Genomic DNA, 15,962 nt, shown 5'->3' with positions numbered 1-15,962 from the left:
TATGATACTCAACACATAGTCAATAATGGTTTGACTTCAACCAGATTAGTATGTTGTGGATTGGCTTTTGCAAGCACCGTTGGGCGCAATGATGTTAAGCGATTAATACAACCGCCAATATCAATCCCGGCCGCATTGGTTTTTGCCCACATTCCTTGCGGAATAGCAATCACACCCGGTAATATCCTTGGTGTGACTTTAGCTGGAATACAGAGCCGACCTCGATCGTTGTAAACCTCAACTAACTGGCCATGTTTTATTTGTCTTTGCTCGGCATCAAATGGATTAATCCAAATACTGTTAGCAACCGCTTCGCGCAGTTGTGGTAAATTACTGTAACTGGAATGGCATTGCCCTTTGGTATGGAAGCCAATCAGTTGTAGCGGGTATTTTTTGCGTTTGGGTTTATCTTCACTGCCTTCAATTGCGGGTAGGTAGGCTGGAATAGGATAAAGGACATCGTCTGGAGCAAGTTCCCATTCGTTGGCGATAGTGGCTAATGCTTCTGAATAGATTTCTATTTTTCCTGATGGGGTGTTTAGTGGGTTTTTAATTGGATCGTCTCGAAAAGCTTTTAACCCAATTTGCGTATCGCTATCAGCCAGCTTACGATCAATAACGCCCATACCATCAGTATTGGCAAAAGGTGGTAAATGAGGTTGGCTTTTACGCAGTTTTTCATAGCAATAGGCTATCCAATCTTCTTGCGTTCGCCCTTCGGTGAATTTGTCTTTTATACCCATTTTTTCAGATAATTGCGTTAATACCTCATAAGCTGGACGGTTTTCCCAAAGTGGTTTTATTGCCCGTTGCATGCGGATGATATAGTGATAAGCACCCGATGAGTAAGAGTTATTAATCAAATCGTTACTTTCAACCGATGAGACATCGGGCAGAACTAAGTCCGCATATTTTGCCGATGCGGTCATATGCGTATCCCAAACAAGAATAAATTCACATTTAGACTCATCCTGTAGGATTTGATGAGTACGATTAAGATCAGAATGCTGGTTTCCAATAACATTACCGGCGTAATTCCAGATAAATTTGATGCCAACATCTAATTTATCTTTGCCACGTAAATAGGCATTTTTTGCCGTTAAGCTTAACGGATCGTCAATCGCTTTTGTCCACAAAAAGAAAGGAATACTGGTTTTTATAGGGTTGGGGATACTTAAACTTGGAATAGGATAAGTTATACTCCCCCCCCATGTGCCAATGTTGGTGCCCGGTTTACCAAATTGACCAGTGATAATTGGCAATAACATAATTGCCCGAGCGGTATGTTCACCATTTTGCCAACGCTGTACACCATAACCTTGCGATATCCAAGCCGCTTTTGCATTCACAATATCCATAGCCAGTTTGCGGATCTGCTCGGCTGGAATGCCTGTTTTTTTAGCCGCCCATTCAGGTGTTTTAGGTGTTCTGTCATTACCTAATCCTAAAATATAGGATTTATAATCGCTAAAAGGGGGGGCACTGTCTGGTAGGGTATCGGCATTCCAACCAACACAATATTGGCTAAGCATGGCATCATCAATACGATCTTGTTCAAGTAACGCATATCCTATTGCCGCCACAAGCGCCGCGTCAGTTCCAGGAATAATCGGAATCCAATCAGCATGATAAGCCACCACACTTTCACTTCGACGTGGGTCAATAATAATCACCCGTGCTTTGCTTTGTTCTAATGCATGAAAAAGCTCGGTAACTTGTCCACCACCTGACATTCGGGTTTCAGCAATGTTATGTCCAAACATAACAACTAAATCGGAGTGCTTGATTTGATCAAGTAATGACTCCTTAGCATTACCATAAATATAAGGCCGAATGGCCGAAATCTGCCCACTTGAATAGTCACCATGATAATTTAAAAAACCACCAATCGTACTTAAAAAACGCTGACACGCATTACGACCTGAAATGTTAGCACCAGTCGTACCTGATCCATATTGATAATAAATCGCTTCGTTACCATAGTTGTCGATCGTATGTTTGAGCTTTTCAGCTAGTAAATCAATCGCCTCACTCCACGAAATGCGTTTAAATTTACCTTCACCACGTTTGCCTATTCTTAGCATTGGGTATTTTAAGCGTTCTGGATCGTAAGTGCGCCAACGAACGGAACGGCCACGTAAACACGGGCGAATTTGATGTTGTCCAAAAATCGGGTCATCAATGCCATCTTCTGAAGATATTTTAGTGATAATATCGTTTTTTACATGAACTTTTAAAGGACAACGGCTACCGCAGTTAACTAAACAAGCACTATAATAAATTTGTTCTTTATCCGTAGGGTTAAGAGGTTTTTTGTTATTAACATCGCTATCCGGCTCTACATAGGCAAAAGGTAATTGCATATTGCTAGTTAATGCTGCTACACCGCCAATAGTTGACGATTTTTGTAAAAAATCACCCTGATTTATTATATTTTTATCTTTTGACTTGCTCATTTAATTCCCTTATTTTTTTATACGGGATTTTCTTATCATCGTACTAAAATTACGATAAAAAATCTTAAAAAGTAAATTATCTTTTCTAACCAATACGATAAGTTGGATTTATGAGTTTAACTTAAACGCCGGTGCCATTGACCTTGGTCTTATTGTACAAAGGTTGGTATAATAACTGTCATTTATTCGAATAGATAGAAAAACTATGTCGCAATCTACTTATAATGCCGTTGATATTGAAGTTTTAAAAGGGCTTGATCCTGTTCGTCACCGTCCAGGTATGTACACCGATACCACTCGCCCAAACCATTTGGGCCAAGAAGTCATTGATAATAGTGTCGATGAAGCTATTGCCGGCCATGCTCGTCAAATTAAGGTGACACTTTATGAAGATAACTCACTTGAAGTGATTGACGATGGGCGCGGCATGCCTGTTGATATTCACCCAGAAGAAGGCGTGCCTGCAATTGAGCTATTGCTTTGTCGTTTGCATGCTGGGGGTAAGTTTTCGAACAAGAATTACCAGTTCTCTGGCGGTTTGCATGGTGTGGGTATTTCGGTGGTAAATGCATTATCAAAACGTGTTGAAGTCACTGTTCACCGTGATGGACAAGTGTACGAAATGGCCTTTGAAAATGGCAACAAAGTCGAAGATTTACACATCACTGGTACATGTGGGCGCCGTAATACGGGTACCAAAGTGCATTTTTGGCCAGACGAAAAATATTTTGATTCACCTCGATTTTCAGTGCCTCGCTTGTCACATCTACTTAAAGCCAAAGCGGTTCTTTGCCCCGGTCTTGAAATTAGCTTTAAAGATAAAATCAACAATACCGAACAACGCTGGTGCTATCAAGATGGATTAAAAGACTATTTGATGGAGTCGGTAAGTGGTTATTCACTACTACCCGAAATCCCATTTACTGGTAGCCACATTGGCGAAACCGAAGCGGTTGAATGGGCGTTACTTTGGATGCCTGAAGGCGGCGAGCTATTAACCGAAAGTTACGTTAACTTAATTCCAACAATTCAAGGTGGTACGCATGTTAATGGTTTACGTCAAGGCTTGTTAGATGCCATGCGTGAGTTTTGTGAGTTTCGTAATTTGTTGCCGCGTGGCTTAAAATTAACGGCTGATGATATTTGGGAACGTTGTGCTTATGTTATTTCAGTCAAAATGCAAGAGCCACAATTTGCAGGCCAAACCAAAGAGCGATTATCATCACGCCAGAGTGCGGCATTTGTGTCGGCAATTGTGAAAGATGCATTTAGCCTTTGGTTAAATCAACATGTTCAATTAGCCGAATTACTGGCTGAAATGGTGATTTCAAGCGCGCAAAAACGCTTAAAAGCCTCAAAAAAAGTCATCCGTAAAAAGCTAACTAGTGGTCCTGCACTACCGGGTAAGCTGGCTGATTGCTCATCGCAAGATTTAAGCCGTACTGAGCTTTTTTTAGTGGAAGGGGACTCGGCTGGCGGTTCAGCTAAACAGGCTCGAGACCGTGAATTTCAAGCCATTATGCCGCTTAAAGGTAAGATTTTAAATACTTGGGAAGTGTCATCTGACGAGGTGCTTGGATCACAAGAAATTCATGATATTTCGGTTGCTATCGGTATCGATCCGGATAGTGATGATTTGAGCCAATTACGTTATGGGAAGATCTGTATTTTAGCCGATGCCGATTCTGATGGACTACATATTGCCACTTTACTTTGTGCGTTATTTGTTCGTCACTTTCGTGCGATGGTTGAGCATGGACATGTGTTTGTTGCAATGCCCCCGCTTTATCGTATCGATTTAGGTAAAGAGGTGCATTACGCCCTAGATGAAGAAGAAAAAGAAGGCATTTTAGAACAGCTAAAACGTAAAAAAGGCAAACCGAATGTACAACGCTTTAAAGGTCTAGGCGAAATGAATCCATTGCAACTGCGTGAAACAACAATGGATCCTAATACTCGCCGTTTAGTGCAGTTATCCCTTGATGATGCCGAACAAACGATGGCACTGATGGATATGCTACTTGCTAAAAAACGCTCAGAAGATCGCCGCGAATGGCTACAAGAAAAAGGCGATCAAGTTGAACTTGATGTCTAACCAACAGAATGATTTAGAGGAACAATAATGAGTGAGATAACTCATGATGGAGTAGAAGTCCAATCACTACGCACCTTTACTGAAAGTGCCTATTTAAACTACTCAATGTATGTCATTATGGATCGTGCGCTACCATTTATTGGTGATGGTTTAAAACCTGTGCAACGACGTATTGTTTATGCCATGTCAGAATTAGGACTAAATGCACAAGCAAAATTTAAAAAATCAGCACGTACCGTGGGTGATGTACTTGGTAAATATCATCCTCATGGTGATAGCGCCTGTTACGAAGCTATGGTACTCATGGCTCAGCCGTTTTCATATCGCTATCCATTAGTTGATGGACAAGGTAACTGGGGGGCGCCGGATGATCCTAAATCATTTGCTGCTATGCGTTATACCGAATCACGCTTATCGAAATATGCTGAATTATTATTAGGTGAGTTAGGGCAAGGAACGGTTGATTATACGCCAAACTTTGATGGTACGTTGCAAGAACCTAAAATGCTACCAGCCAGATTGCCAAATATTTTACTAAATGGCACAACGGGGATTGCGGTTGGTATGGCAACCGATATTCCTCCACATAATATCCGTGAAGTAGCTAATGCGGCAATTATGCTTGCTGATAACCCAAACGCGACATTAAGCGAAGTAATGGCTCACATACAAGGGCCGGACTTCCCTACCGAGGCCGAAATTATTACGCCTCGTGACGATATCGAAAAAATCTACAAAACAGGTCGTGGATCTATTCGTATGCGTGCCGTATGGAAAAAAGAAGACGGCGACATTGTCATAACCGACCTTCCTCATCAAGTTTCAGGCGCTAAAATTTTAGAGCAAATCGCTTCACAAATGCGCGCTAAAAAACTGCCTTTAATTGAAGATTTACGCGATGAGTCGGATCACGAAAATCCAACTCGTTTGGTGATTGTGCCGCGTTCAAATCGAGTCGATTTAGAGCAAGTCATGAATCATTTATTTGCAACAACCGATCTCGAAAAAAGCTATCGCGTCAATATGAATATGATCGGGCTAGATAATCGCCCATCAGTAAAAGGATTAGTCGAAATTCTAACCGAGTGGCTGGAATATCGCAAAAACACCGTCACGCGCCGCTTAAATTATCGATTAGATAAAATATTAAAACGACTTCACATCCTTGATGGTTTATTAATTGCATTTTTAAATATCGATGAAGTTATCGATATTATACGTAATGAAGATGAACCTAAGCAGGAGTTAATCAGCCGTTTTGCATTAACCGATATTCAAGCCGAAGCAGTTTTAGAGTTAAAACTACGTCATTTAGCCAAACTTGAAGAAATGCGCATTAAAGGTGAACAAAGTGAGCTTGCAAAAGAACGCGATCACTTGCAAGCATTATTATCTTCACCGAAAAAACTGAGTAATTTAATAAAAAAAGAGCTACAAGAAGACGCTGAAAAATATGGTGATGAGCGTCGTTCTCCGATCGTTGAACGTAGTGAAGCTAAAGCCATTAGTGAACAAGAGTTAACACCATCAGAACCTGTTACCGTGATTTTGTCTGAAATGGGCTGGGTTAGAACAGCTAAAGGTCATGATATTGATGCTACCGGTTTAAGCTATAAAGCGGGTGATAGCTTTAAAGCTGCCGCAAAAGGAAAAAGCAATCAGCCCGTTATCTTTATCGACTCAACAGGTCGTAGTTATGCTATAGAGCCTAATACCCTACCATCTGCCCGAAGCCAAGGAGAGCCATTAACCGGTAAACTAGCACTACCGGCAGGCGCAACGGTTGAACATGTTTTGATGTCACAAAATGATAATCAAAAATTCTTGCTGGCTTCAAGTGCAGGGTATGGCTTTATTTGTCAATTTAGTGATTTAATTGCTCGTAACCGCAATGGTAAGGCGATTATCAATTTACCTAAAGAAGCAAAAATCCTAGCACCAATTGAAATCCCATCAGAAGATAGCTTATTGTTATCGATCACTAAAGCTGGTCGAATGCTCATCTTCCCTGTCAAAGATTTACCTGAACTTGCCAAAGGTAAAGGAAATAAAATTGTGTCGCTTGCTGGTACAGATGATAGCCTTTCTTATATGATGCTAATTACCCCAGAAACAGCGGTAACTTTATATGTTGGTAAACGCAAACTTACGCTACATCCTGCTGATTTACAAAAATTTAAAGCAGAACGAGCACGTAAAGGCACTTCATTACCACGAGGTTTGCAAAAGATAGATCAAATTGAGGTGAACGAATAATATGTCTTTTATTTGGGCGATAATTACAGGCTTTGTTTTAAGCAGTGTATTAAAAACAGGATGGGGGTTTATACTTGGACTATTTATTGGTCCAATGCTTTACCAAGCATTTTGCAATAAATTGACCGAACAAAAAACCAAAGCAAACCCAGAACTTTACTTAACAGTTGTTTTTGAAGTCCTTGGTCATTTAAGTAAAGCAAAAGGTGTTGTCACTCAAGACGATATTAATCTTGCTAGCCAATTCATGGACAGATTACAACTGGATCGAAATAGTCGAAAACTAGCACAAGACTCATTTAATCGAGGCAAAGCAAGTGATTACCCACTCCGATCTCGTTTAGCGGAACTATATGCACAATATCGTTACCGACGAAATGTGTTAAATATTTTTTGTGAACAACTGATCCAAGCGGCATTAGTTGATGGCATTTTAGATGAAAAAGAGCAACAAATTCTTTTTGTTGTGGCTGAAGAATTTAATATTCCACGTCAACAAATGGCAATATATATTCAAATGATGATGGGTAGCTACCATTTTCGTCAGAATGGTTATCACAACCAACAAAATCAGCGAGATCAGTATCAACGTAGCAATCATTATGGTGGTTATCAAGGCAGATCAACACAAGCTGATCTACAAAATGCTTACAAAATTTTGGGTATTGACTCGTCTGCGGAGATCTCAGAAATCAAAAGAGCTTATCGAAAATTAATGAACGAACATCATCCAGATAAGCTAGTATCAAAAGGTCTACCAAAAGAGATGCTGGAAGCCGCAAAAAAACGAGCACAAGAAATCCAAGCTGCCTATGATCTTATCAAAGCATCACGTGGATTTAAGTAGAGACTAATACTATGATGCATTGGCGCTCAATCATTAGAATTGTTGGACTATTAATTGCCCTGCTATCGACATTTATGCTATTACCTGCACTTGTAGCATTAATTTATCGCGACGGCGCGGGGGCAATTTTTGTGCGTTCGTTTTTTGCTGCGCTAATTTTAGGGTGTCTTTTATGGCTTCCTAATCGCCATCAACGCCATGAGCTAACCACTCGCGAAGGCTTCTTTATTGTTGTGCTATTTTGGGTTGTTTTAGGTACAATCGGTGCTTTCCCTTTTATTTTTGATACCCATATTAATTTAAATTTAACTACCGCATTTTTCGAATCATTTTCAAGCTTAACCACAACAGGTGCTACAACTATTGTAAAATTAGAACACCTTCCTAAGGCTTTACTGTTTTATCGTCAATTACTGCAATGGCTTGGTGGTATGGGTATTATCGTACTTGCTGTTGCCATATTGCCATTATTAGGCGTTGGGGGTATGCAACTTTATCGGGCTGAAATCCCCGGTCCACAAAAAGACAGCAAAATGCGCCCACGCATTGCCGAAACGGCAAAAACACTCTGGTCAATTTATATTTTTCTTACTACTCTTTGTGCGATCTGCTTATGGTTTGCAGGTATGAATGTTTTTGATGCGATTTCACATAGCTTTTCAACCATTTCAATGGGTGGATTTTCAACTCACGATGATAATCTTGCTTACTTTAATAGCCCCGCAATCAACTACATTATCACCCTCTTTTTAGTCTTATCAGGTTGTAACTTTGCACTACATTTTGCTGCATTAAGTGGATTTTCAATTAAGGTTTTCTGGCGAGATCAAGAGTTTAGAACCTTTATTTTTATTTTAGCCATTTTAATTATAATTTGTGCATTTGGCATTTATGTTTACCAACCAGAACGAAAACTCAGCATAGATAAAATAGTGCTACAAGTTGTATCTATCTCCGCAACTGTTGGTTTTACCGTAGATGATATCAATACATGGCCATCATCATTACCCATTTTTTTACTATGCGCATCATTTATTGGTGGTTGTGCTGGTTCAACTGGCGGCGGTTTAAAAGTGGTGCGAGTTTTGCTTCTGTTTATGCAGGGATCGCGTGAATTAAAACGCCTTATTCATCCGAATGCGATTTATACATTAAAATTAAATAACCGTGTTGTTTCAGAACGTATTATTGAAGCAGTTTGGGGATTCTTTTCTGCCTATGCATTAGTCTTTTTAGTCAGCTTATTTATTATTATGGCAACTGGCATTGATGCTACTGATTCATTTTATATTGTTGCTTCATCACTCAATAACTTAGGCGTTGGGCTTGGCAATGTAAGCGATAATTTTGCTAGCGTAAGTGACGTTGTTAAATGGGTCATGGTTGTCGATATGTTATTTGGCCGATTAGAAATATTTACCTTACTGGTTTTATTTACGCCAACTTTTTGGCGGAGTTGATTTTATATTAAAACAAACAATTAACTGAAAGTTTTTGACAAAATACACAATTTTTATAAATATTTTATTGATTATTTAGTTAATTACAGACAGAATTACAACACAGCATGTGCTGTATTTATTAGAGGTAATCACCTGACATATGGAATGGATCATGGATCCTACAATCTGGATTGGTTTATCCACTCTGGTTGTACTTGAAATCGTCCTTGGTATTGATAACATTGTTTTTATTGCCATCCTTGCCGAGAAACTTCCTCCCAACCAACGAGACAAAGCGCGCATTACTGGCCTTGCTTTCGCATTAATTACGCGAATATTGCTACTAATGTTCACAGGTTGGTTAGTTACACTCACCACACCACTATTTACGATATCTGGAATCAGCTTTAATGCACGCCAACTGATTATGTTAATCGGTGGAATATTTTTATTATTTAAAGCCACCATGGAGCTCAACGAACGTCTTGAAGGTGCATCACAAGAAGACGGTAAACCCAAAAAAACCTCTCACTTTTGGACTGTTGTAGCACAAATAGTTGTACTTGATGCCGTGTTTTCGCTTGATTCGGTGATCACTGCGGTAGGAATGGTTGAACATATTCCTGTGATGATTATTGCCGTGTGTATTGCCATTGCCATTATGATGGTTGCAAGTAAACCACTGGCCAATTTTGTCAATGATCATCCAACCATTGTCATTCTTTGTTTAAGTTTTTTATTGATGATCGGTTTTAGCCTCGTTGCCGAAGGGTTTGATTTTATGATTCCAAAAGGCTATTTATACGCGGCTATTGGCTTCTCAATTATGATTGAGTTTTTCAATCAACTGGCTATTTTTAATCGTCGCAAAGCCTTAAATAAAAAGCCATTACGCGAACGTACCGCCGAAGCCATTTTACACTTACTTAAAGGTGATGCCGAAGAAGATCCTGATACTAACACCGTCGATGTCATGTCTGATGAAAATAAAAAAGTATCAGTGTTTAATCATCAAGAACTAAGTATGGTTGAACGTGTACTAGGCCTAGCCCAACGTTCAGTCAGCAGTATAATGACATCTCGACTTGACGTTGATATGGTCAATATCAATGATGATCGTGAGGTTATTATTAAAGAGATTTTTGAAAATCCTCATTCACGTTTAGTCGTTACCGATAATGTTTCAATTGATGAGCCACTAGGAATCATCCAAGTTAATGATCTATTAAAAGATATACTACAAAATAAAGAGCCCATTGATATTCACTCGCTTATCAAACAACCGCTGATCTTCCCTGAAACCGTATCGTTACTAGTTGCATTAGATCAATTTAAAAAAGCCAAAACTCATTTTGCTTTTGTGGTGGACGAATTTGGCTCAATGCAAGGGGTTGTTTCGGTGACAGATATTATTGAAACCATTGCCGGTGACTTCCCGACCGAAGAAGAAGAAATTGACGCCAAACACGATATTCAATGTATAGATGATAACAGCTGGATCGCTAATGGCTATATTCCGGTTGAAGAACTTATCCGTTTTGTACCCATTCCCATTGATGATAAACGTGAGTATCACACCCTAGCAGGGCTATTAATGGAAAAAGCTCAGCATTTACTTAATGTTGGTGAAACCTTACAAATCGGCGATTATTTATTTGAAGTGGCAGAAATAGAAAGCCACAGAATTTTGAAAGTAAAAATTGTGCTAAACAAGCAGGAGTTCGCTTCAACGTAGTTTATTCCTAAGCGCTATATTAATTACAATAGCGCTTGACCAAAATAAATAACTAGCAATAATAGCGCAATAAAATTTCTGTTTATTTGAAGATGTAGAGCCTAGTTCTTCATCTTTTCTATTTTTTATTTTTACCTTTCTTTTGGTAAAAAATAGGTAACACTCATTCATTCTATTAACCAAAATTAGGCTTTAACTTATGCATTCAATATTCGAAAAACTCTTTCAATTGAAAGAAAAAAAAACAACCGCTGGTACTGAAATTATTGCAGGATGTACCACCTTCCTCACAATGGTCTATATCATCTTTGTTAATCCATCTATTCTATCTGCAACCGGCATGGATAAATCTGCGGTATTTGTACTAACTTGTGTGATTACTGCGTTGGCAACGATTTTAATGGGCTTATTTGCTAACTTACCAATAGCACTTGCACCGGCAATGGGGCTGAACGTCTTCTTTGCTTATGGCGTCTGTGGTGCAATGGGCTACTCTTGGCAAGTCGGTATGGGAGCCATATTTTGGGGGTCATTAGTCTTTTTTGCATTATCACTATTTAAAGTTCGTCACTGGTTAATTGAACACATTCCACAATGCTTACGTGTAGGTATTAGTGCCGGTATCGGGCTATTTATTGCTTTTATGGGATTTCAAAACATGGGTATTGTAGTTGCCTCACCTGCGACACTACTAACCATGGGTAATATCTTATCGCTTAAAGTGTTATTGGGTTCGCTTGGTTTTTTCATTATTATTATTTTAGCGGCTCGTAACTTTCATGCAGCAGTATTAATTTCGATTTTAGTTGTAACTTTATTAGCACTATGGCTCGATCCTAATATCAGTTACCAAGGTATTGTATCTATGCCACCAAGTGTTACCAGTGTTGTTGGTCATGTTGATCTAGCTGGCTCACTTAATATCGGTATTATGGGCGTTATTTTTTCAATAATGATTGTCAGCCTATTCGACTCATCAGGTACTATTTTAGCATTAACCGATAAAGCTGGAATTAGTGACGAAAAAGGTCGATTTCCCAAAATGCGTCAAGCACTATTAATTGATAGCTTTAGCTCTTCTTTAGGTGGATTATTTGGTACATCATCAGTGTTAACCTATATCGAAAGTTCTGCAGGTATTTCAGTCGGTGGACGTACGGGGTTAACTGCGGTTGTTGTCGGTATATTATTTTTAATAGTGACATTTTTATCACCACTAGCGCATTTAGTACCTACTTATGCAACATCAGGCGCACTTATTTTTGTTGGGATTTTAATGGTTTCAAGCTTAGTTAAAGTTAACTGGTCTGATTTAACCGAAGCAACACCGGCCTTTATTACTGCAATCATGATGCCTTTTGCTTTTGCTATTACTGAAGGCGTCGCCCTTGGTTTTATCTCTTATGTAATATTAAAAGCCTTTACGGGTAAATTTAAACAACTAAACCTATGTGTGATTATTTTTGCCGTACTTTTTGCTTTAAAATTTATCTTTATTGATCATCACTAATCACATTTCCCCCTACTGCTACTCATGGTAGGGGGAAATATATCAATATGATAAATACAAATACCCATTTTCCCCCTAAAATTACCCTATCCTATCTCATAAAAACATCGTCATAATTCCGTAATAATTAAACTCAAGATCAAGCACTTAATGATCGCAAAAACTTGACATTATCTCTTCTGGGGTCTAGAATCTTGCGACCCAAAACTTATATAAAATAGGTTTTGGTCTACAGTTATTAATTACGTATCTAAAAAGCAATTTTAAATTTATTTTAATTAATCAGGAGCTTATTAATGGCAACAATTAATCAGCTGGTACGCAAACCAAGAGCACTAAAGGAAGCAAAAAGTAACGTTCCTGCCCTTGAAGCATGCCCGCAAAAACGCGGTGTTTGTACTCGTGTTTACACAACTACACCGAAAAAACCAAACTCAGCATTACGTAAAGTATGTCGTGTACGTTTAACCAACGGTTTTGAAGTGACTTCTTATATCGGTGGTGAAGGTCATAACCTACAAGAACATAGCGTAATTTTAATCCGTGGTGGTCGTGTTAAAGACTTACCGGGTGTTCGTTATCACACTGTTCGTGGTGCATTAGACTGCGCAGGTGTTAAAGATCGCAAACAAAGCCGTTCTAAATACGGTGTTAAACGACCTAAAGCTTAATGGAACTCCGTTAAGTAAGGCCAAACTATATAATTCCATTTAACTCATTTGAGTTTTGGGTAAACCTGAAAATTTATAACATATAAACGGAGTATTCCAATGCCACGTCGTCATGTTGTCGGTCAAAGAAAAATTCTTCCTGATCCGAAGTTCGGTTCAGAGTTACTGGCGAAATTTGTAAATATTTTAATGATAGATGGTAAAAAATCTATCGCAGAATCAATCGTATATTCAGCTCTTGATAAATTAGCTGAGCGTAGTGGAAAAGACCACTTAGCAGCTTTCGAAGTTGCATTAGATAACGTAAGACCAACTGTAGAAGTTAAGTCTCGTCGCGTTGGTGGTTCTACATACCAAGTTCCAGTTGAAGTGCGTCCAGTTCGTCGTAATGCACTTGCAATGCGTTGGATTGTAGATGCTGCACGTAAACGTGGCGATAAATCAATGGCTTTACGCCTAGCGAATGAACTTATGGATGCTTTTGAAAACAAAGGTACCGCTGTGAAAAAACGCGAAGATGTTCATCGTATGGCTGAAGCTAATAGAGCGTTTGCACACTATCGTTGGTAATATTCGCACTTATACTTATATAAGTGACTTGAATTAGGACTGATAGCCCTTATCTGCTATCAGTCAACCAAAATGATGTTTTATTAAGCAAACGATTCTAAACAGAGGATTAATATGGCTCGTACAACCCCTATAGCACGCTATCGTAATATCGGTATCAGTGCACATATTGACGCAGGTAAAACAACAACGACTGAACGTATTTTGTTTTATACTGGTGTTAGTCACAAAATTGGTGAAGTTCATGATGGCGCAGCTACCATGGACTGGATGGAACAAGAACAAGAACGTGGTATCACTATCACATCTGCTGCAACAACTGCATTCTGGTCTGGTATGGGTCAACAATTTGAACCACACCGTATCAACATCATCGACACCCCGGGACACGTTGACTTTACAATCGAAGTTGAACGTTCTATGCGTGTTCTTGATGGTGCGGTAATGGTTTACTGTGCAGTTGGTGGTGTTCAACCTCAATCTGAAACTGTATGGCGTCAAGCAAACAAATATAAAGTTCCACGTATTGCATTTGTCAACAAAATGGACCGTATGGGTGCTAACTTCTTACGTGTTGTTGATCAAATCAAAACTCGTTTAGCAGCAGTACCTGTTCCTTTAGTTTTACCAATCGGTGCAGAAGAAGGATTTACTGGTGTTGTTGATTTACTTAAACGTAAAGCAATCAACTGGAATGATGCTGATCAAGGTGTAACATTCACTTATGAAGATGTACCAGCGGGAATGGTTGACCAAGTTGAAGAATGGCGTTCTTTCTTAATTGAAACTGCGGCTGAAGCAAGTGAAGAGTTAATGGAAAAATACCTTGGTGGTGAAGAGTTAACTGAAGAAGAAGTGAAAGCAGCATTACGTGAACGCGTACTTGCTAACGAAATCATCTTAGTAACTTGTGGTAGTGCCTTTAAAAATAAAGGTGTTCAATTCATGCTTGATGCAGTTATTGAATATTTACCAGCACCAACTGATGTACCTGCAATCAAAGGCGAATTACAAAACGGTGAAGCGGCTGAACGTCACTCAAGTGATGACGAACCATTCTCATCATTAGCGTTCAAAATCGCAACTGACCCATTTGTGGGTAACTTAACATTCTTCCGTGTTTACTCTGGTGTGGTTAACTCTGGTGATACTGTTCTTAACTCTGTTAAAGACAAAAAAGAACGTTTTGGTCGTATCGTTCAGATGCACGCTAACAAACGTGAAGAAATTAAAGAAGTTCGCGCTGGTGACATCGCTGCGGCAATCGGTCTTAAAGATGTAACTACAGGTGATACACTTTGTGCTGAAAGTGCACCAATCATTCTTGAAAGAATGGAATTCCCAGAGCCAGTAATTTCGGTTGCTGTTGAACCAAAAACCAAAGCTGACCAAGAAAAAATGGGTCTTGCTTTAGGTCGACTAGCACAAGAAGATCCTTCATTCCGTGTTCACACCGATGAAGAATCAGGTCAAACCATTATTTCTGGTATGGGTGAACTTCACTTAGAAATCATCGTTGACCGTATGAAACGTGAATTTAAAGTGGAAGCAAATGTTGGTAAACCACAAGTTGCTTACCGTGAAACAATTCGCAATGAAGTAGAACAAGAAGGTAAATTTGTTCGTCAGTCTGGTGGTCGTGGTCAATATGGTCATGTATGGTTAAAAATCAAACCATTGGAAGCAGGTGGCGAAGGCTACAAATTCAACAATGAAATCGTTGGTGGTGTGGTTCCTAAAGAATACATCCCTGCAGTTGATAAAGGCTGTCAAGAACAAATGAAAAACGGTGTTCTTGCTGGTTACCCAATTGTTGATGTTGAAGTCACTATCTATGATGGTTCTTACCATGACGTTGACTCATCAGAAATGGCATTTAAAATTGCCGGTTCAATGGCATTTAAAGATGGCTTCATGAAAGCTAAACCTGTGCTTTTAGAACCGATTATGAAAGTAGAAGTTGAAACTCCTGAAGATTATATGGGTGATGTTATCGGTGACTTAAACCGTCGTCGCGGTATGATCGAAGGAATGGAAGATACTGCAACTGGTAAAACAGTTAAAGCACAAGTTCCACTTTCAGAAATGTTTGGTTATGCAACAGACCTTCGTTCACAAACTCAAGGTCGTGCTTCTTACTCAATGGAGTTCTTGAAGTACAATGAAGCACCAACAAATATTGCAACCGCAATTATTGAAGCTCGTAAAGCAAAATAATTTTATCTAAATAAAGTAACGCTTCCCTTAATGAATTAAGGGAAGTGATTTAATAAAGGAACATTAAGATGTCTAAAGAAAAATTTGAACGTACAAAACCCCACGTTAACGTTGGTACAATCGGCCACGTTGACCATGGTAAAACAACTTTAACTGCGGCAAT

11 protein-coding genes are annotated in these 15,962 nt (G+C 39.2%); 10 read left to right on the top strand and 1 reads right to left on the bottom strand.

Annotated features, from left to right (window positions below):
- Positions 1-8 precede the first annotated feature (8 nt).
- Positions 9-2,456 (bottom strand): DMSO/selenate family reductase complex A subunit, encoded by a 2,448-nt coding sequence (locus GA0061081_RS10295; RefSeq protein WP_091350675.1) that lies wholly within the window; start codon positions 2,454-2,456, stop codon positions 9-11.
- A gap of 205 nt (positions 2,457-2,661) precedes the next feature.
- Between GA0061081_RS10295 and parE the strand changes: the two genes are divergently transcribed.
- The 10 genes from parE to GA0061081_RS10240 all read left to right on the top strand — a co-directional run.
- Positions 2,662-4,551, top strand: a complete 1,890-nt coding sequence (gene parE, locus GA0061081_RS10290; protein ID WP_091350673.1) for a DNA topoisomerase IV subunit B — start codon at positions 2,662-2,664, stop codon at positions 4,549-4,551.
- A 27-nt stretch (positions 4,552-4,578) separates the two neighbouring features.
- A complete protein-coding gene (gene parC, locus GA0061081_RS10285) occupies positions 4,579-6,807 on the top strand; it encodes a DNA topoisomerase IV subunit A (protein WP_091350670.1) in 2,229 nt (742 codons plus the stop codon).
- 1 nt (position 6,808) lies between these two features.
- Positions 6,809-7,654: a co-chaperone DjlA gene (gene djlA / locus GA0061081_RS10280; protein WP_091350667.1), complete on the top strand. Its 846-nt coding sequence runs from the start codon at positions 6,809-6,811 to the stop codon at positions 7,652-7,654.
- Between the two features lie 14 nt (positions 7,655-7,668).
- Positions 7,669-9,114 (top strand): TrkH family potassium uptake protein, encoded by a 1,446-nt coding sequence (locus tag GA0061081_RS10275; RefSeq protein ID WP_091350719.1) that lies wholly within the window; start codon positions 7,669-7,671, stop codon positions 9,112-9,114.
- A gap of 142 nt (positions 9,115-9,256) precedes the next feature.
- The gene (locus GA0061081_RS10270; protein ID WP_091350664.1) at positions 9,257-10,831 is read left to right on the top strand and encodes a TerC family protein; all 1,575 of its coding nucleotides are present in this window, start codon (positions 9,257-9,259) and stop codon (positions 10,829-10,831) included.
- 199 nt (positions 10,832-11,030) lie between these two features.
- The gene (locus GA0061081_RS10260; RefSeq protein WP_091350660.1) at positions 11,031-12,341 is read left to right on the top strand and encodes an NCS2 family permease; all 1,311 of its coding nucleotides are present in this window, start codon (positions 11,031-11,033) and stop codon (positions 12,339-12,341) included.
- A gap of 296 nt (positions 12,342-12,637) precedes the next feature.
- Entirely contained in the window at positions 12,638-13,012 is a 375-nt protein-coding gene (rpsL, locus tag GA0061081_RS10255) for a 30S ribosomal protein S12 (protein WP_034883792.1), read from the top strand.
- A gap of 99 nt (positions 13,013-13,111) precedes the next feature.
- Positions 13,112-13,582, top strand: a complete 471-nt coding sequence (gene rpsG, locus GA0061081_RS10250) for a 30S ribosomal protein S7 (protein ID WP_034915550.1) — start codon at positions 13,112-13,114, stop codon at positions 13,580-13,582.
- A gap of 114 nt (positions 13,583-13,696) precedes the next feature.
- Positions 13,697-15,799 carry an elongation factor G gene (gene fusA / locus GA0061081_RS10245; RefSeq protein WP_091350658.1) on the top strand — a complete coding sequence of 701 codons (2,103 nt, stop codon included), beginning with the start codon at positions 13,697-13,699 and terminating at the stop codon, positions 15,797-15,799.
- A 68-nt stretch (positions 15,800-15,867) separates the two neighbouring features.
- On the top strand, positions 15,868-15,962 hold a 95-nt coding region (locus tag GA0061081_RS10240), incomplete at its 3' end, for a GTP-binding protein (RefSeq protein WP_001978617.1).

It is taken from the genome of Gilliamella bombicola (assembly GCF_900094945.1).
In the GTDB taxonomy this organism is placed as follows: Bacteria; Pseudomonadota; Gammaproteobacteria; order Enterobacterales; family Orbaceae; genus Gilliamella; species Gilliamella bombicola.
The sequence above is the reverse complement of the archived record's forward strand: the minus strand, read 5'-3'. Positions and strand labels throughout refer to the sequence as shown.